The organism is Congregibacter brevis (assembly GCF_045689245.1).
GTDB classification, from domain to species: domain Bacteria; phylum Pseudomonadota; class Gammaproteobacteria; order Pseudomonadales; family Halieaceae; genus Congregibacter; species Congregibacter brevis.
This window is the reverse complement of sequence record NZ_CP136865.1, coordinates 2,661,396-2,679,984: the sequence shown is the minus strand read 5'-3', so window position 1 is coordinate 2,679,984 and position 18,589 is coordinate 2,661,396. Positions and strand designations below refer to the sequence as shown.

Genomic DNA, 18,589 nt, shown 5'->3' with positions numbered 1-18,589 from the left:
CGCTGATGGATTTTCTGCCCATAAACCTGCGCCTGCGGGATCAGCCCGTGGTGCTGGTGGGAGCAGGCGTTGTCGCGGCTCGCAAGGCTCGATTTCTTTTAGGCGCTGGTGCTGATCTCACGGTAATTGCACCCGAACAAGACACTCAGTTCCGCGCATTGGCATCAGAACACAGTCTTGTCTGGCACCAACGCCCTTATGGAGAGGGCGACTTGTCCAACGCCATTTTGGTTATTGCCGCGACCCCTGACCGGAGCGTCAACGAATCGGTTCATCGAGAGGCCACAAGCCGAGGCATCCCCGTGAATGTTGTGGACTCACCAGATCTATGTAGTTTCATATTTCCTGCGATCGTCGATCGATCACCGCTTACTGTTGCCATCAGCAGCAGTGGGGCGAGCCCCGTACTGGCTCGCTCAGTACGCAGTCGGATTGAGGCTATGTTACCCGCTGCAACAGCCGACATCGCCCGTTTTGGCCAATTACACCGCGACAGAATTCGTGAAGTGGGCGCTAGTGAAAATGAGCGGCGAATAATCTGGGAGCAGATTATCAACGGGCCCATCGCTCAGTTGATTCTCAGCAATCGCTGGCAGGCCGCCGAGCAAGCATTGGCTGAACTTCTGGATGGCCACAAGGGCCTGCCTCCCGGCGAGGTGTATCTCATCGGTGCTGGCCCCGGCGACCCCGAGCTAATGACCTTTAAAGCCCTGCGGCTGTTGCAGCGTGCGGATATTGTTCTTCACGATCGCTTAGTCAATCCGGACATCGTGGCAATGGCCCGGCGGGATGCGGACAAGCTGTATGTGGGTAAGCGCCGCTCTGATCACAGCGTGCCCCAAGAGCGTATCAACGAGTTGCTCGTGGAGCTCGCTCAGGAAGGAAAGTGCGTAGCTCGCCTCAAAGGTGGCGATCCATTTGTGTTTGGACGGGGTGGCGAAGAGATTGAGCTTTTAGCTCAGAAGAACATTCCTTTTCAGGTTGTTCCTGGGATTACAGCGGGGAATGCCGCCGCGTGTTATGCGGGGATTCCGCTAACCCATCGAGATCACGCGCAGTCGGTGCGATTTGTTACAGGCCATACCAAAGATGGAAAGCTTCATCACCGCTGGGAAGAATTTCTGAGCGAGACAGAGACACTGGTGTTTTACATGGGCCTGGTAGGCTTAGCAATTATCTGCAGGGAACTCATTGCTCACGGACGCTCGCCACACACCCCCGTAGCGCTGATAGAGCGCGCGACATCACCACAACAGCGACTTCTGAGAGGGACTCTCAGCAGCATAGAAGCGCTGGTCGAAAGCGCTCAACCGCAGGCTCCCACATTGATTATTGTCGGCAAGGTCGTAAGCCTTGCAGATGAACTCCGCTGGTACGGTAGTGGCTGAGACGAATATGCTTTCGGAGTTTCGCTACCACCAAAGACTTCTGCGGTGGCTAGGGGTGATGCTGTTCATCGTTAGCGCCTGGACTCTTTCGACGCTGATTCCCAGTTATCTCGCGCTAGCACCGGCGCAAACATTGTCAGGTCAGAGTCTGGCGTGGTCGCTGTCTCAGAGCATCACCGCGGACCTCGACGACGATAGGCTGCAGTGGGCGGCCGAAAGACCTGGCCCCCATTGGGCCTCTCGTGCACTGAGCTTCCCTGCAGAGGCCGAGTTTGTAAGGGTCGAATTTTGTTTAAACAACGATGTTCCCCCTGAAACAGTGGCGATTCTTTTGGCATCAGTGCGTGATGGTCGCCTGGATTTCAATCGGCAGTACAGGCTGAACAGTTTTTACAGCGGGGCCCGGGGGGAATGCTTTAAGGAGCCTATTCCTCGGCGCGCCGGCGATGGTCCCGCTATTTTTCAGATCCAACTGATCAATGGGCCCGCAAGCATTTCGCTCAGCAGTCTGGATGTGACACCACTGGAAGAAAATCCAGTTTGGAGGCTCACCAGAATGGGGATGCTTACACTGGGTATTGTGCTTGTCGTCCTCGTGCTAAAAGACTACGTAGGAGCGCGACCCCGCATCCTGGTTTTTGCGGGCTTGATGACGGTGCTAGGAATACTTTTCGGTTGCTGTGTCAGCGTGAGTCTAAAGGCGGATATTTACGAGTTGCTTACCGGTGGGCGAAGCATTGATGCCAGATATAGCATGCAGGCTTTGTTGCAGACGCAATTTCCGCTGGGAGGGTTTTCCCTATTCACCTTTATGCATGCCGTGCTGTTTTGCGCAGCGACGTTCTTCCTCGGTCTTGCGAGGCGTTACGCATGGATGGATATGTTGCTGCTGGCTCCAGCGACAGAGACCTTACAGCTGTTTGTACCGGGGAGGGGCCCCGGCACACGGGATATGCTGGTGGACTGGTTCGGTGTCGCTGTAGCAGTATTCTTAGTCTTCCTGCTTCGCCGTAGTCAACGCGTACGCGCGCTCTTGGAGGACTAGGGCGTCGACGAGAATACTGCCGGCCTCAGACAATAAAACGTCCTCGCTGGCTATTTCTTCCGCGGAGACAACCTCTTCAGGAACTTCTTCGATCTCGGCGTTATTGGCGACCACATCAACTGTCGGAGAATCAGCAGCGCCGTCAGCAAGCTCTTCCGATGTCTCGCTATTTCCTTCCTCCCCATCTTCGCCGTCACCATCCTCTTCATCGAGATCATCCAGAGAAGCGATGGGCTCTTTGCCTAAGGCTGCCCGACGACGATTTTCGATCTTTACGGAGCGCTCTTCGCGCTGCTTACGCTCTTCGCGACGCACAGACTCATTCAAAGAAACACTGGTAATAGCTCGATTTTCTTCAGCGACCGCCAGCTGATCCTGCAAGTACAGGAATTCGGGATTGGTCTTACTTCGAGTTTCGAAGATCTCTGTCAGCTGAGGCACAAGGGAGTCTACGTTGCTGTAACGACGGTGGCGCACGGGATTGATCTGATCCCAATCCAGGGCATTATCCAGCGCTGATTCGCCGATCTCCTCGGGATCATAAAGTGACGGAAAGCTTATATCGGGTACCACTCCGCGATGCTGCGTGCTGTCTCCGGAAATACGATAGAACTTACTCTCGGTGATTTTCAGCTGGCCTTCGGTGAGAGGGACCATGGTCTGTACCGTACCCTTACCGTAGGAGCGATCTCCGACGATGAGACCTCGGTTATAGTCCTGAATGGCGCCAGCAAAAATCTCCGACGCAGAAGCACTTAGGCGATTGATGAGCACCACGAGCGGGCCGTCATAGTACGTGCTTCGAAGTCGTTTTCCGTCACGCCAAACCCGCCTTGAGGAGTGTCGAATCTGAACTGTAGGGCCGTACTCTATGAACAGCCCTGTAAGGTCGTTAGCTTCCTGCAATGAGCCGCCACCATTGCGGCGAAGATCAACGATCACGCCTTCGACATTCTCTTCTTCAAGCTCCGCAATAAGCTGCTTCACATCACGGGTAGTGCTTTTGTAGTTCTCATCACCGCGGCGCATGGCTTCAAAGTCGATGTAGAACGTGGGGATGTCGATAACTCCCACACGAATGGTTTCTCCGTTACCTTTAGGAAGTTCCAAAACGCGTTTCTGAGCAGATTGCTCCTCTAGCTTAACTTTGTTTCGGACAATCTTGATCGTCTTGCGCTCGGCATCATTGCCGCCCTTAGAGGGGAGAACCTGCAAACGTACGGTAGAGCCTTTAGGGCCACGGATAAGCTCAACAACTTCATCAAGGCGCCAACCAATAACGTCTTCAAAGGGGCCGTCTTCGTCTTGGCCAACGGCAACAATTCGGTCCGATGGTTTTAGCTCGCCCTGCTTGTCAGCGGGTCCTGCGGGTACGATGCGAGCGACGCGGGTGTACTCGTCTTCAGGGGACAGGACAGCTCCGATGCCCTCCAGAGACAGACGCATGTTGATGTTGAAATTCTCCGAGCGCCTCGGTGAGAAGTAATTGGTGTGAGGGTCGTACAGCTCTGTGAGTGCATTGGCATAGATCTGAAACGCGTCTTGAGCGTTGTACTGGTTCACTCGACCTAGCTGATTTTGGTAGCGCTTGACCAAGGTCTCAGCCACCTCGTCCTGAGGTTTGTCCGCAAGGCGCAGATTCAGTACCTGGTTTTTGATCTGCAAGCGCCAGCGCTCGTCGAGTTCAGCTTCATCGGCCGCCCAAGCCATTTTGTCAATGTCGAGTTCATAGCGCTCGTCGATACTGAAATCCATAGCGTCGACCATCTCGGGAAGGGTTTCCACGAGAGTTTCGAGGCGCTGGATGAGCTGTTCATGAAATCGGTTGAATATGGTGAAACCTGCATCCAGTTTGCCCTTGGGTAAATCATCGTCCATTTGAGTGCGGAAGCTCTCGAAACCGGCGATATCGGAGGCGGTGAAAAACATCTTGCCGCCATCCAGGTTTTCCAGGTAGTTGTCCAGATGCGCAGACGATAGTTCGTCATCATACTTCAGCTTGGCGTAATGGCGCTGTTCGAGCTGTTCTATAAGCTCTGAGGCGGTTTCCTGCTGAGATTTGCTGTACTCGATGGCGGCCGCATTCGCGGTAGTCGAGCCCAGGCCGGTGGTCAGCGCCAGAAAAGCCGCGGTGTTTAGGAATGCTTTACGCACAGTAACTTGCCTTATTATTGACTGGTCGGTGGTCATGGGAGTGTAGCGTGTTAGTTTTTTAGGTCAAAGCGCTACAAAAAGGCCATGATTGGTTCTGCAGGCGCTTTTCTCGCCTAGTTCAGAGAGAACGCGGCGTTAACGTTGACTGAGTAACTTAGGTGCCCCGCAGAATAGCTCTCGCTTGGTGCCGGTGCCGCGGCATCTGCCGCCATCATCATCCGCTCCGCGCGCATAGGGCGAGGTGTGGACACCCGCTCGGTGTTTATGGAGATAACTGGGCCTCTTGTTTCGCCCAAGGCCGCCGCAATCACATCCGCACGTTCGCGGGCGTTCTCTGCAGCTGCTGCAAGAAGCTCTTGGTAAAGCGCTTCCTCGTCCTGAAGGCCGAGTCGGGGAGCCTGCATGCGATTGATGCCTGTGTCCGTGAGCGTAGTAACCAGCTCTCCCAGAGCTTCGAGGTTCAGTAATCGCACCTCAATACTTCTCGACACTCGATATCCTGTAAGTTCTTGCTTTCTTTCATCCTTAAGCCAGCGAAACTGTGGGCTGATCGATAGGCCGGTGCTATCGATATCCGCATCGGCTAATCCTGCTTCTCGCAAAACTGCCAGCGCTCGTCCAGTAATCGCGTCGGCTTCACGACGGGCTGATGCGGCGTCAGCGTTTTCCGTCACCACATCAAGCTGTAGATGAGCCATATCTGGCGCAACGCGGCGCTCCGATTTACCGCTGACCGCAATATGACGTGATTCATCTTCAGCGTGCGCAATATTTGACACAGCGGCAAGGCTGAGTATCAACGTGGCACAGGTGGATGCGAGAAAGAACTGGGACTTGGGCATAGCTTTGTTTCCAATAATTGAGTCTACCAATATAGACCACAAGGCCCTTGCGAGGTTCCACTAAGCCAGCGCCACGAACAGCTCAACGTGCAGGGCTGGTAGCGCCGAGGCGCTGCCGACATAATGGAGTATTGCTGATAGGAGGAGACATGTGGCAACGCTTTTGATGCGCCATGCGGACGTGGTGGTTTGCATGGATGATGCGCAGCGGGAGATCCCCGACGGCGGCCTGTTTGTTCGTGACGGCATTATTGAGGCCGTGGGAAGCACTAGCAGCATGCCGCAGACCGCCGATCGCATTATCGACCTTCAGGGCCATGTACTTATGCCGGGCATGGTCAATACGCACCATCATCTTTACCAGAACCTAACGCGTCTGATGCCAAAGGCACAGAATGCGCCGTTGTTTGGTTGGTTGCAGGCGCTGTATCCCGTGTGGGAGCGTCTGACGCCAGAGGCTTTTCGTGTATCTGCGATTATCGGTTTGTCCGAGCTGCTTCTCTCCGGCTGCACCACCAGCTCAGATCACCAGTATATTTTTCCGAATGGCAGTCGCCTGGATGACAGTATTGCGGCGGCGGCAGAGACCGGCATTCGTTTTCATGCGCTCCGGGGCAGTATGAGTGTTGGGCAATCGGCAGGGGGCTTGCCCCCCGATAGTCTCGTGGAAAGTGAAGACAGTATCCTCGCCGATAGCGAGCGTTTGATCAGTCGCCATCATGATGCGTCTGCGGCGTCGCGTATTCAGATAGCGCTGGCTCCCTGTTCCCCGTTCTCGGTGAGCCAAGAATTGATGCGTGAGTCGGCCGAGATGGCCAGAAAGCATGGGGTTCGACTCCACACGCATCTTGCCGAAAACGCAGAAGACGTTGCTTACAGCCGCGAGCGCTTCAATATGACGCCAGGAGAATACGCTGAGGACCTCGGGTGGCTGGGTGGCGATGTTTGGCACGCCCATTGTGTGCAATTGGACAGCGAGGATCTCAAGCGCTTCTCTAGCACCGGCACCAGCGTAGCTCATTGCCCCTGTTCAAACATGCGTCTGGCTTCAGGTATAGCGCCGGTTATGCCGATGTTGAATGCAGGGGTTAATGTGGGCTTGGGCGTTGACGGCTCTTCCTCAAATGATAGTGGTCATTTGCTGGCGGAGGCTCGTCAGGCGATGTTGCTCCAGCGCCTTAGAGAGGGCGCCGACGCCTGCGGTGTGAGAGATATGCTCAAGGTGGCGACCCGTGGCGGAGCGAAGGCCTTGGGACGCGAGGGTGAAATAGGGCAGTTAAGCGTGGGATACCAAGCTGACTGTACAGCTTTTGCTGTAAACGACCTTTGGCACGCGGGAGCAGTACACGACCCTGTCGCCAGTCTTCTGCTGTGTTACTCCGGCGTTGCGGCCTATACCGTAGTTGGGGGAGACGTACTGGTAGATCGAGGCGTGCTCAGCGGTGTGGAGTTACAACCCCTTTTGGAGAATCACCGCACTATGGCCGAACGCCTGGCTGCGGGTGATCTTGCTTAGCTAGTTAGCTGGCGGGGCTTCCTGCTTCGATCCACTGCGCGACGATCCCTCGCTCTTGATCGGTCATCCCCGTCTTATTCATAAAGGGCATGTCGTGGCTATCGATACTCCGGGCCTTTATCCGGGGAGACCACTGTTGCATCTGCTCCACAGTGTCGAGAATGACTCCACCCGGTGGTGTTGTGAAAACATCGTCTGTGGGTGCTGCGGCGTGGCAGCTGCTGCAACGCTCTCTGATAATGCCGTGGGCTCTCGGTGCTAGCTCATTCGCCGCTAAACCGTTTTCGGGGATAAGCACAGGCTTGGTGGGGGCTATTGCGATGGCCAATACTACGGTAGCAGCCATAGCGGCACCGAGAATGGCCGGCCGATTGATGTTTACATGGCGAAGCACAAAGTACTGTCGGGAAACTGCTGTAATCACCACGATAGCCAATAGGATTGCCCAGTTAAAAGCGTGCCCGTACGTCATGGGGTAATGGTTGCTAATCATGATGAACAACAAGGGCAGGGTGAGGTAGGTGTTATGTGTGGAGCGTAGTTTGGCTCCCGCCCCCCAATCAGGATTTGGCGTTTCACCTGCCTCTAAAGCCCCCACGAGCTTGCGCTGTCCGGGCATGATCACCTGGAAGACATTACCCACCATGATTGTGCCAATGATCGCGCCGAAATGAATGTAAGCGCCTCGGCCGCTGAAGAACTGAGACAGGCCCCAAGCCAGAAATCCGCCGAGGATCAGAAGCACTACCGCTAGTAGCCAACCATTCTTTGCGAGAGGACTGATGCACAGCGCGGTATAAGCCAGCCAGCTACCGATCAAAAACGCGAGACCCAAGCCGATAGCCTGCCACTGACTAAGATCCGCTATTCGACGATCGATGAGATAGGACTCTGCGCCCAGGTAATAGATTACCGCGAGGAGCACCATGCCCGTCAGCCAGGTACTGTACGCCTCCCATTTGAACCAGTGGAGATGCTCGGGCATTTTTTCCGGGGCGCCCTGGTATTTAGCGACCTCATAGATGCCGCCACCGTGAACTGCCCACAAGTCGCCCTTGATGCCCTTGTCTTTCTTCCATTGAGGCGGTTCTTCGAGGCTGTTATCCAGCCACATGAAATAGAAAGAAGCGCCAATCCAGGCGATGCCCGTAATTACGTGCAGCCAGCGGACAATCAGACTTATCCAGTCAACGAGATAGGTTTCCATGACGCGCGTTTCTCCTGTCTAGCTCGTTGTACTTTTCGTTTTGTGAGTATCAAAGACGCGGTTTTCACCAGCGTCCCGTTGATACATGCATTTACCCATAATCCACGTTTCTCGAACGCAACGATCATCTCCAAGGGTAGAGAGAACGAAAAGCGTTTCAAAGAGATCCTTGCACCGGGCAATGCGATCTTTGATCAGCGGTGTTGCGGCAAGATCCAGGACCAGAAAGTCTGCTTCTTTGCCGGGCAAAAAATTACCCAGCTTATCCTCTAGATCAAGAGTACGAGCGCCGCCGAGCGTCGCCAGATAAAAGCTCTTGAATGGCGTAAGGGAATGCCCCTGTAACTGTTGGATCTTGTAGGCTTCATCCATGGTCTCAAGAAGCGAGAAGCTGGTTCCGGCGCCAATATCCGTGCCCAAACCCACGTGTACGCCGCAGCTCTCTGCTTTCGAGAGAGGGAACAAGCCTGATCCCAGGAATAGATTTGACGTTGGGCAGAAAGCGATATTCGACTGGGTTTCCGCCATTCGCTGCCACTCGGTCTCACTGAGATGCACGCAATGGGCGAACACACTCCGTCGCCCTAATAATCCGGCATCATCATAGCTGTGTAGGTAATGATCCAAGTGTGGAAAGAGCTCTTCCACCCACGCGATCTCGTTCAGGTTCTCTGACATATGCGTGTGCAAGTATACGTCCGGGTGCTCGCGCAGCAGCTTGCCCGCCGCTTTGAGCTGCTCGGGCGTGGATGTGGGGGCAAATCGGGGTGTCACTGCGTAACGCAAGCGCCCGCGATTGTGCCACTGCTCTATCAGCTGTTTACTCTCCGAATAGCTGGACTCGGCGGTGTCGGTGAGAAAATCCGGAGCGTTTCTGTCCATCATGACTTTGCCGGCAATCATGCGCAGGTTTAGTGATTCGGCTTCGGTAAAAAAAGCGTCCACAGACTCGGGATGGACGGTGCCAAAAACCAGTGCCGTGGTTGTGCCATTACGGAGGAGTTCCGTTAAAAAGCGCTTCGCGACGCGTTGAGCGTGATGAAAGTCACCGAACTGTGCCTCGGTTGGAAATACATACTTATCAAGCCATTCCAATAGTTGTTCGCCATGAGCGCCGATGATGTCCAATTGCGGGTAATGAATATGCGTATCGATAAACCCGGGCACGAGCAGGGCGTCCGCATGTTCTTTTATGACGGTGTCATCCGGCAGCGAACTGAGAAGTTGCGATGCCTCGCCGATTGCGATGACGCAGCCGTCGTCTACCAGCAAACCGCCGTCAGCAAAGAACGCATAACTGCCATTAACTTCGTTACTCCCATTGCGTTCACTACCGCCAAGATTCTCTACTTCCCCCGTAGAGGGGTCATCAAGGAAGTGCAGTATTTGACCGCGATGGAGAACTCGACTCATCAGGGCAGTACAAGTTGCATAGGGGACTTAAGTTCTCGCTCGTCACAGTTGTTACCCGGGCCAATGCGGTCTACCACAACGAAGTCTGATGCGGAGTCGAGGGCCAACAAATAATGATGCCAGGTCCCGCGGTGGTAGCTAATGCTTTGACTGGAAGAAGCGAGGAAACCCTGGATAGCAGCCTCATCAAGGTCTCCCGCTGGCGCAACGACAATCGCATAAGGATTGCCGCTGGTGTTAATGAAGGCCTGGGAGCCCAAGGGATGACGCTCCATGCCTCGCAGAACAAAACCCGTGCTAACGGCCTGGGCTCGAAACAAGCTCAGCGCTGCTGACCCTCCCTCCGCTGCACAATCAACCGATGCCAGAGCGTTATGTCGTTGGGTTAAACCTTCGTTAATTGGGTAGGTCTCACAAGGAGTTTGCCCATCGATAACCGCGCCGAAGGGCGCAAAGAGCTCGGCCGTCAAAGGCTGTAAGCTGAGTTCTTTCACGCGCTTAACTACCCCGGTAGGTGGAGTAACCAAAGGGCGATAAAAGCAAGGGTATGTGGTAATGCTCGCCGCTATCGTCCAGATTGAAGACAACATCTACATAAGGGTAGAAAACGTCCAAATCCCGATTTGAAAAGTACGCTGAAGTGTCAAAGTGCATGCGATAGGTACCAGCGGGCAGTACATGGTCCGCAGCCAAGAGTCCCGCAATCCGCCCATCGTCATTCGTGACACCCGAGCTCAGCTCGGTCCATTCATTGTCTTGAAGCTGAAAAAGAGCCAACGGAACAGCTGATGCGGGTTGACCCAGCGCAGTATCAAGAATATGCGTAGTGATTTGACTCATTGCCATTGCTCCAAGCGAATCTGCAGTATTTTTCTTTGCTCTTCGGCAGCGACCGCCAGCTCCTTCTCTGGATCGTTATCCAGGCGCTGTTCAAGGAGTTCGCACATTTCTTGAGCCGACTTACCTGTGGCGCAAACGATAAAAATGTATCCAAAGATTTCTTCGTATTGCCGGTTACCTTCCGCCAGCCTTTCGATGACTTTATCGCTGGCACTGGAGACTCCAGATTGCTCATGAGCTGCCAAATTGCCACTACCAGAATACTTGGCCTTAAGCGAGGTCACGTCACCAATCTTGGGATGACCCTCAAAGGCCTCGAGATAGTCCTCACGCCCTAGAGTGCTCCATACAAAGTTTGCCCTTTGCTGGAGGGCGGATAGGTCCTGAAAGGGCCGCTCTTCGAGCACCCCCGCTATCCATCGCTGACTCACGCAGCAAAGTTCTAGCGCCTGACTCGCCGCGTCCTTCGTGAGTGTGTTGAACTCAGTGATCGTCACTAGGCATCCCAATCTGCTACGCCAAAAACTCGTAGACGGCTGACGCCCCCATCAGGATAAATGTTCAGCCTTACATGACTGAACTTCTGATCCTGGGGACACAGGACTTCACGGGTGTAAGTATGCTCGCGGTCAGGGCATAGACTTTGCTGGTCGATAATCGGAATCCACGATGCGTTTTCCGAAGGGACGTGGGCATCGGGCTCCATGCAGCCTTCCAGACTGAAGCGGTCGGGAAAATTGCCGCGCAAATGAGCGGTATCGAGTATCACTTTCCGCACGGTTCCTCGTTTGCCCAACTTGATGATCGCCCAGTCGTTGAATTCGTCCCTGCGCCGTCGAGTCTCCCACCCATCACCCATGTTCACACCACGACCGGGCATCACCAGGTTGTCTGTGGAGCTGAAGAATTGATCTGAGGCTGCCACACCTCGACCTCCGAGTCCTACCGCTGCAAGATCCACCGTTTCGTCCTCAAGGTAGTCGCCCGCATCGGGCAGGACTTCACCATAAGCACGAAATCGCGCTACGCCTCCATCGGGATAGATACGCAAACGAAGGTGCGTCCAACGCTCGGTGCTATCGCAGGGAATGGGGTTTTGTTCGTCGGGAAGAACATCGGTACGGGGAATGATCTCCGTCCACTGCGTGTCCGACTCCGGATCGAGCTTTACATGGGTGCCGTCAACCGCGACTTGTAAGGGAGCATTGCCGCGAAAATGATGGGTATCCACATCGACACCGTGTATGCGGCCGGCAAACCCCAGACGCAAAACACACCAGTCGTGATCCAGCTGACTCATTCGGAACTGTCGGCCAAAACTCCGGCGGGACTCCCAGCCGTCCATTATCTGGCCTTTGTCTGAAAACTCACCTGCTTTAAAGACCCCTCGGCCAGGCTTAACCAGATTGTCGCAACTGGCGAACCACTGATCGCTGCAGTTGATTGCTCGACCGCCCACGCGCTCCGCCAATAAGTTGATGTAACGGAACTGGAAATCATCCATCGCGTCCCGGTCAAAATCATCGGTCATTGTTTTACCTTCGAGCTCTTTTCGCTCGCACTGTTAGTACTGCCTGGCACACTCTGCTCGACAGCTTGAAGATTAGTAAACGAAGTTTGAGAAGCACTCAGCTGGGCCTGAAGCTGTTTCCAGCCAGGTCCGGAATTGCTTTGGATCGTGTCTCGGCGCGCATGATAGTGCGCGATGACCTCGGCCGCTACCGATACCGCAACTTCCGCCGGTCTTTTCCCGGGAACCGCTGATAGACCAATAGGACAATGAACTGCAGAAATGTCAGTCTCGCTAAGGCCTCGATGCTGCAGTCGCAGGGCAAAGCGCCGCCATTTGCTTTCGGACCCTATGACGCCTACATAGGCAGCGTCTTGCCTGCGCAGCGCAGCCTCCATAAGCGCGTAATCCAAGGGATGCTGATGCGTCATGATCACGTAGTAGCTGCCCGGTGGAGCCTCGCTAACGACAGCTACAGGGTCCTCGGGATGCAGCGCCGTCACGCCGTTCGAGAGTACTTTGGGGAACTCCGCCGTACGGGCGTCCACCCAGCGAACACTCAAAGGAAGGGTCGCCAGCAGAGGGGCAAGAGCCCGACCTACGTGACCTGCGCCAAAAAGATAGAGGGGCTGTACCGCGGGTACAAAGTGCTCGAACAGAAGACTCGTGCTGCCTCCGCAGCATTGCCCGAGTTTTTCACCCAGAGGGAAGTTTTCTACCCATTGTCCGGCCTGTACATTTTTGAGTAGCGCCTGCGCACGTTCCAGGGCCTGATATTCCAGTTCTCCGCCGCCAATCGTGCCCCGAAAGTCGTCTTTGCTCACCACCATTTTTGTACCGGCGTCACGCGGGGTTGATCCTCTGACACCCAGCGTGGTGACGATGACGTAGGCATGACCGAGGGTCTCACACTCGCGAACCCACTCACTCCAGTGGTCGTTTGCGGGAGCCATAACTAAGAAGACTCCGAGCGTAGACTCTCGCAGGCCATTAGCACTCGTTCAGGCGTTGCGGGAGTATCAAGTTTTGGGTGTACGCGGTAGTCCGCCATGCTAGAGATGGCGTCGCGAAGAGCTGACCATACGGAAATCGCCAGCATTAACGGTGGCTCTCCCACCGCTTTGGAGCGGAAAATCGTTGCTTCGGCATTGGGACTATCGGGAAGGAGCTCGACATTGAAAATCGGCGGTGTATCACCAATGGCCGGTATCTTATAGGTGGCGGGACCGACCGTTGTGAGACGTCCACTGGCATCCCAGGAAAGCTCCTCACTGGTAAGCCAACCCATGCCCTGTATGAATCCACCTTCAATCTGACCGATGTCTATAGCAGGGTTTAGAGAGTTTCCTACGTCGTGACAAATGTCCACCCGCTCGACTCGATACTCGCCTGTGAGTGTGTCGATGACAACTTCAGAAACGGCGGCGCCGTTGGCAAAGTAATAGAAAGGCCGTCCGCTCGCCGTTTCACGATCATAGTGAATCTTGGGCGTGCGGTAAAAGCCGGTTGCGGAGAGTGAAATACGCTGGTGATAAGCAAGATTCACAAACTGGGCGAAAGTGAAAACCTGCTCTCCGACGCTGACTTGATTAGGCAAAAAAACCACCGCATCTTCTGCGACAGAGAAGTGTTCGCAGGCAAAAGCAACAAGCCGCTGACGTAGTGTCCTGGCCGCGTCGAGCGCAGCCATACCGTTGATGTCACTGCCAGAGGAGGCGGCGGTGGGGGATGTGTTAGGTACTTTGTCAGTTCGTGTAGCTGTACAGCGAATGTTTGCGATATCGATCTGCAGTTCTTGCGCGACGACCTGTGCGACCTTGGTGTACAGGCCCTGGCCCATCTCGGTGCCACCGTGATTCAGCTGAACACTTCCGTCGGTATAGACGTGTATCAGGGCACCTGCCTGATTGAGATGCTGCACGGTGAAGGATATGCCGAACTTTACGGGGGTTAGAGCAATGCCTTTTTTGAGAACGCTGTTACTGGCATTAAAAGTGCGAATGGACTCCCGGCGAGCTCGATAATCAGAAGTCTCCTCAAGCCGGTCCAAAAGCATCGGCAAAACGTGTTGTTCAATCGTTTGCCCATAATGGGTGACGTCTCGGTTGTCCTCAGCGCTGTACAAATTACTCTTGCGTACATCCAGTGGATCCCGGCCCGTGGAACGAGCAACAGCGTCGATTATGTCCTCTATAGCGACCATCCCCTGAGGGCCGCCAAAACCGCGGAAAGCCGTGTTGGAAACGGTATTTGTTTTCACGCGGTGGCCTGCGATTGCGACCTGGGGCAGGTAGTACGCATTGTCACTATGAAACATGGCTCGATCTACAATGGCGTCGGAAAGGTCCGGAGACATACCGCAGCCGCCGGCAAGCATAAGATCCAGGGCCTGAATCCGCCCCTGCTTGTCAAAGCCTACGTCGTAGCGACTGAGAAAATGATGGCGTTTCCCGGTGGCGCGCATATCGTCACCCCGAGCGAGGCGGAGCTTGACCGCGCGGCCCGTGCGACGCGCCAGTATGGCCGCTAAACAGGCCCATTGGTTCGCATGGGTTTCCTTGCCACCAAAAGCACCTCCCATACGCCGGGTGTCCACGGTGACTTTGTGGAGATCGACACTCAGCACCTCGGCCACCAATTTTTGGCCCTCGGTCGGGTTTTGCGTTGAGGAATAAACGAGCATGCCGCCATCCTCTTCGGGAACACACAGGGATGCCTGACCTTCGAGGTACATTTGCTCCTGCCCGCCGATCTGTAGTTCGCCCTGAAGGCGCTGGTCGGCAGCACGCAGTCCTTCTTGTGCATTGCCTCTGCTCTGATAATGCGCAGGACGTACAAAGCTCTCTGCCGCTAGTCCTTCTTCGATAGTCAAGTGAGCGGGGAGGGTGGCGTATTCAATCTTCGCCAAGCGCGCAGCCCGGCGGGCAGCGGCGTAGCTGGTTGCAGCAACCGCAAACAACACCTGGCCGTGAAACTCCACGGTGTCGTCTACACCAACCATAAGTGGATCACCGGGGAACACAGGGCCAATATCCACAATGCCCGGGATGTCGTCTCGTGTGATTACATCAACCACTCCCTCAGCGTTTTTCACCGCAGCCAGGGACATGCTGGACACAACGCCGTGGGCGACGGTCGACAGACCAACATACGCATGGAGTGTTCCCGAGGGAGCCATCATGTCGTCGACATACACAGCTTCACCGGAGACGTGTCTAGCCGCGCTCTCGTGGGCGACCCCCTGACCAGCTGAACCTGCCGGTGTTGTTGACGGTGTTGTTGGCGGCACGTTGTTTGCGACGGTATTGCTCTCATTAACCTCAGGCATGGCTGCTTACTCGCGCTATGAGTTCCGACTCGCCGTGAACCCTTGTCGCGGTATCCCCGCGATACTCCTGTTGCAGACGCTCGAGAAGCCGCTGGGCGACGATTAAGCGATAGTCGGCAGACGCGCGGGCGTCAGTAATAGGCTGAAAATCTATTGAAACAGCGGCTATTGCTGCTTCTATGTTGTCAGTAAGAAGGTTTATTCCTGTCAGCGCGGACTCCACTGCTTTCCCGCGCTTGGGGATGGCGGCCATACCGCCAAAGGCGGCTTTGGCTGAAACGATACGATCCTTATCCACTTCCAAGGCGAACACTGCGCACACCGATGAAATGTCGTCTTCAAAGCGTTTGGAGATCTTGTAGGCGCGCAAGAATATCCGCGCTTGGCGGCGCGGCAGTTTCGCCGTCGCGATAAATTCACCCGGCTCTCGTAAGGTTTTGCGATAGTCGAGGAAAAAGTCATCGATAGAGATTTCTCGAATTCCACTCTTGGAGTGGAGCTCGATACTTCCACCCAAGGCCAAAAACACCGGTGGCCAATCTCCGATAGGGGAGGCATTTGCAATGTTGCCAGCGATGGTGCCCTGAGAGCGGATCTGCAGGGATCCGAAGCGCTGAATCAGTTCCTGAAGCTCCGGATAATCTTTGAGAACTGCGTCTTGTGCAGCGCGATGGGTAACCGCCGCTCCAAAACTAAGCTCGTCCTTACCCACTTTCACTGCATGCAGGCCTGGTACTGCGGCGATGTCGATTAGAACAGCTAGCGGCGTTAGAGCTTGGGTACTTTCCAAAAATAGATCAGTGCCTCCCGCAACAAGCCGAGCATCGGGATGCTCAGCCAGTAAGCTCGCCACATGGGCGGCATCACGAGGCCGATAGTAGTGTCCATGCTCCGTCTCCAGAGCCGCTGTTTCGCTCTCGGTGTCTTGGAGTGCGCGCAGCTGATCCAAGGTGGCCTGCGCTCGCCGTGAGAACTGGTCTTTGGCGTTTTCAGCGAGGGCCTGCTCCGCCGCGTCGATGATCGGACGATAGCCCGTACAGCGGCACAGGTTTCCGCCAAGAGCCTCAAGTATTTCTTCGCGATCGACGACCGCATCGACATCAGTAGTAGCGTGGTACAGCGCGAACAGTGACATCACAAACCCGGGCGTGCAGAAACCGCATTGCGAGGCATGGCACTCAATCATTGCCTTTTGCACCGGGTGCCAGTTGTCGCCATCCCTAAGATCTTCAACGCTAATCAGCTCTGTGCCATGAAGACTTCCCAGAGGGGCAATACAGGCGTTAATGGGCGTGTACTCGAGACCGCTCTCAGCCGCTTTAGCCACGACCACGGTACAGGCGCCGCAATCACCCGAAGCGCAGCCCTCTTTGGTACCCGTGAGTCCCCGGTACTCCCGCAGGTAATCCAGCACGCTTGTGTCAGCACGGACGTTCTCAAGCGCGACTTCTCGCTGCTGGTGCAAAAACCGAATCACTGACCACCCTCGCTGAGCATGCCGCGATTCTCGATGAAATCGATGACAGCCTGAAGACCGTGCCCGCTCTTTAAGTTCGTAAACTCGAAGGGTCTTTCTCCGCGCATCTTTCTAGCATCGCGATCCATGACATCAAGATCGGCCCCCACGAGCGGTGCCAGATCAATCTTATTGATAATCAGGAGATCAGACTTGGTAATACCGGGGCCTCCCTTGCGTGGAATCTTGTCTCCAGCGGATACATCGATCACATACAGCGTGAGGTCTGAGAGTTCCGGACTGAACGTCGCTGCCAGGTTGTCTCCGCCGCTTTCGATGAACAGCACATCAAGATCGGTAAAGCGTCCTTGAAGTTCATCAACTGCCGCGAGGTTCATCGACGCATCTTCTCTGATGGCGGTGTGAGGGCAGCCACCCGTCTCTACGCCCAGAATGCGGTCGCCTTCCAAGGCGTCGTGACGGAGCAAAAATTCGGCATCCTCACGGGTATAAATATCGTTGGTGATAACACCAATGCTGTAGCGATCTCGGAGGTGCTGACACAGCAAACGCACTAAAGCGGTTTTACCGGAGCCTACAGGGCCGCCGATACCTACTCGAAGCGCAGGTTTACTCATGTTTCAATTTCCTTTTGGCAATAAGTTTGGTGAAAACACGCTCAATCGTCATCTTTTACGACCGAAACAAACGTGTGTGCTGTCGCTCGTGGCGGCAGGAGGCCATCGCAAGCCCCGGTAAGCTCAAGCCCAGCTCATCATCCGCAACTGTCTTGGCGTGAGTACAGGCCTCAGGGATCAGCTTCATTAACTGCAGCAAAAGACGCTGCGCAGCAGTCTGACCCAATGGTACTAGCTTGGTTGCTGCTGTTACCTGGTTTTCTAGCCAGCTGTAAGCGTAGCCTTGAACCGCAGCATCCTCGTCTATTTCCCATTGGTGGACAGCGATAGCAAAGGCCACGGCGTAAGCGGGACGCTGGGTGAGGGCAGGGGGAGTCCTTGTGTCCAAAGTTTCGAGCAAGCGCCACAGCGCCGCTCCTATTTGCTGATCCTCAAGAAGTAACTCTGCCGTCTCCCGACTAGCCAGAATTCGATCGTTCCAGAGATTAAGCGCGGTGAGGTTGGCCGCTTTTAACGCGTCAAGTGCCCGCAAAAGAACCGGCAGATCTAGCTGGGCGATCCCCAGCATCAGTCCGTCGCTTAACCAGTTTGATAACTCTTCGTCGTCCAACCAGCCCGCTTCAATTGCGTATTCCAGGCCTTGCGAGTAGGCATAGGCACCAACAGGCAAAGCTGGGCTAGAGAGATGTAGCAGGTGTAATTGTGAGTGGGTCATGAAGATCGCTTAATGCGCCTTGGGCACTCTAGCCGTGTGAATGGGAGTGCGCATGGCCATGCTTGTGCTCATGATCGGCTTCGTGGCTGTGCGTGACGCCCGCGTAGGCACCTGACTCAGGTGTAAACGAGTCATCAACCGCACGCACCTCTAAGCCCAATCCTTTAAGCATTTCTTCCAGAACATGGTCTCTCGGGAAGCGCAGGGCACCGGGAAGGATCTGTAAGCTTACATGGCGGTTACCTAAGTGATAGGCAGCACGCAGCAGCAGATGCCCGTTATCGGTGTAAGCTTCCGTAAGGGATTCACTAGCCGCCCGTATCAATATGATCTCCTTGTTATCACAGACCAAAGCGTCGCCATCTCCCAGGACAATGCCTCTAGGCAGAAACCATCCCAGCTCCTGACCGCGCTCCGTCGTCGTGCGGTAGCGAGATTTCTCTCTCTCTGAAAACACCAAATGCACTTCATCCTGCCAGGTGCCGTCAAAAGCGGTGGCATGATGGTAGGCCTCAAGCATCATTTCATCCATCCAAG

General features: G+C 55.0%; 17 protein-coding genes. 3 read left to right on the top strand and 14 right to left on the bottom strand.

The features are described from left to right. Nucleotides 1-5 precede the first annotated feature (5 nt). Complete coding sequence (gene cysG / locus R0137_RS11825) at nucleotides 6-1,388, top strand: siroheme synthase CysG (RefSeq protein ID WP_407326615.1); 1,383 nt, start codon at nucleotides 6-8, stop codon at nucleotides 1,386-1,388. Beyond that, nucleotides 1,360-2,433, top strand: coding sequence for a VanZ family protein (locus tag R0137_RS11820; RefSeq protein WP_407326614.1), 1,074 nt, complete (start codon nucleotides 1,360-1,362; stop codon nucleotides 2,431-2,433). The genes cysG and R0137_RS11820 overlap by 29 nt, the downstream gene beginning before the upstream one ends. Here R0137_RS11820 and R0137_RS11815 read toward each other — a convergent pair. Together R0137_RS11815 and R0137_RS11810 are read right to left on the bottom strand one after the other, a co-directional pair. Beyond that, nucleotides 2,380-4,587, bottom strand: a complete 2,208-nt coding sequence (locus R0137_RS11815) for a carboxy terminal-processing peptidase (protein ID WP_407326613.1) — start codon at nucleotides 4,585-4,587, stop codon at nucleotides 2,380-2,382. The two genes, R0137_RS11820 and R0137_RS11815, sit on opposite strands and share 54 nt — an antisense overlap. Nucleotides 4,588-4,700: 113 nt before the next feature. Then, entirely contained in the window at nucleotides 4,701-5,429 is a 729-nt protein-coding gene (locus tag R0137_RS11810) for an SIMPL domain-containing protein (RefSeq protein WP_407326612.1), read from the bottom strand. Nucleotides 5,430-5,580: 151 nt separating this feature from the next. On the opposite strand from R0137_RS11810, the gene R0137_RS11805 reads away from it, so the two are divergent. Further along, complete coding sequence (locus tag R0137_RS11805; RefSeq protein ID WP_407326611.1) at nucleotides 5,581-6,945, top strand: 8-oxoguanine deaminase; 1,365 nt, start codon at nucleotides 5,581-5,583, stop codon at nucleotides 6,943-6,945. 4 nt (nucleotides 6,946-6,949) lie between these two features. Here R0137_RS11805 and R0137_RS11800 read toward each other — a convergent pair whose 3' ends face one another. The 12 genes from R0137_RS11800 to ureE are packed head-to-tail and all read right to left on the bottom strand — an operon-like array spanning nucleotide 6,950 to nucleotide 18,584. Beyond that, nucleotides 6,950-8,152, bottom strand: coding sequence for a urate hydroxylase PuuD (locus tag R0137_RS11800; RefSeq protein WP_407326610.1), 1,203 nt, complete (start codon nucleotides 8,150-8,152; stop codon nucleotides 6,950-6,952). 18 nt (nucleotides 8,153-8,170) lie between these two features. Continuing rightward, nucleotides 8,171-9,565: a guanine deaminase gene (gene guaD / locus R0137_RS11795; protein WP_407326609.1), complete on the bottom strand. Its 1,395-nt coding sequence runs from the start codon at nucleotides 9,563-9,565 to the stop codon at nucleotides 8,171-8,173. Further along, nucleotides 9,565-10,059, bottom strand: a complete 495-nt coding sequence (locus R0137_RS11790) for an ureidoglycolate lyase (protein ID WP_407326608.1) — start codon at nucleotides 10,057-10,059, stop codon at nucleotides 9,565-9,567. Before R0137_RS11790 ends, guaD begins: the two co-directional genes overlap by 1 nt. A gap of 4 nt (nucleotides 10,060-10,063) precedes the next feature. Next, entirely contained in the window at nucleotides 10,064-10,405 is a 342-nt protein-coding gene (gene uraH, locus R0137_RS11785; RefSeq protein ID WP_407326607.1) for a hydroxyisourate hydrolase, read from the bottom strand. Beyond that, on the bottom strand, nucleotides 10,402-10,902 hold the full coding sequence (gene uraD, locus R0137_RS11780; protein ID WP_407326606.1) for a 2-oxo-4-hydroxy-4-carboxy-5-ureidoimidazoline decarboxylase: 501 nt from the start codon (nucleotides 10,900-10,902) through the stop codon (nucleotides 10,402-10,404). The genes uraH and uraD overlap by 4 nt, the downstream gene beginning before the upstream one ends. Then, the gene (gene alc / locus R0137_RS11775) at nucleotides 10,902-11,936 is read right to left on the bottom strand and encodes an allantoicase (RefSeq protein ID WP_407326605.1); all 1,035 of its coding nucleotides are present in this window, start codon (nucleotides 11,934-11,936) and stop codon (nucleotides 10,902-10,904) included. The genes uraD and alc overlap by 1 nt, the downstream gene beginning before the upstream one ends. Beyond that, on the bottom strand, nucleotides 11,933-12,868 hold the full coding sequence (xdhC, locus tag R0137_RS11770; RefSeq protein WP_407326604.1) for a xanthine dehydrogenase accessory protein XdhC: 936 nt from the start codon (nucleotides 12,866-12,868) through the stop codon (nucleotides 11,933-11,935). Before xdhC ends, alc begins: the two co-directional genes overlap by 4 nt. 2 nt (nucleotides 12,869-12,870) lie before the next feature. Next, entirely contained in the window at nucleotides 12,871-15,243 is a 2,373-nt protein-coding gene (gene xdhB / locus R0137_RS11765) for a xanthine dehydrogenase molybdopterin binding subunit (protein WP_407326603.1), read from the bottom strand. After that, the gene (gene xdhA, locus R0137_RS11760; RefSeq protein WP_407326602.1) at nucleotides 15,236-16,720 is read right to left on the bottom strand and encodes a xanthine dehydrogenase small subunit; all 1,485 of its coding nucleotides are present in this window, start codon (nucleotides 16,718-16,720) and stop codon (nucleotides 15,236-15,238) included. Before xdhA ends, xdhB begins: the two co-directional genes overlap by 8 nt. Further along, complete coding sequence (ureG, locus tag R0137_RS11755; protein ID WP_407326601.1) at nucleotides 16,717-17,337, bottom strand: urease accessory protein UreG; 621 nt, start codon at nucleotides 17,335-17,337, stop codon at nucleotides 16,717-16,719. The genes xdhA and ureG overlap by 4 nt, the downstream gene beginning before the upstream one ends. Before the next feature lie 55 nt (nucleotides 17,338-17,392). Then, nucleotides 17,393-18,052 carry an urease accessory protein UreF gene (locus tag R0137_RS11750; RefSeq protein WP_407326600.1) on the bottom strand — a complete coding sequence of 220 codons (660 nt, stop codon included), beginning with the start codon at nucleotides 18,050-18,052 and terminating at the stop codon, nucleotides 17,393-17,395. Between the two features lie 28 nt (nucleotides 18,053-18,080). Then, a complete protein-coding gene (gene ureE, locus R0137_RS11745) occupies nucleotides 18,081-18,584 on the bottom strand; it encodes an urease accessory protein UreE (protein ID WP_407326599.1) in 504 nt (167 codons plus the stop codon). Nucleotides 18,585-18,589: the final 5 nt, after the last annotated feature.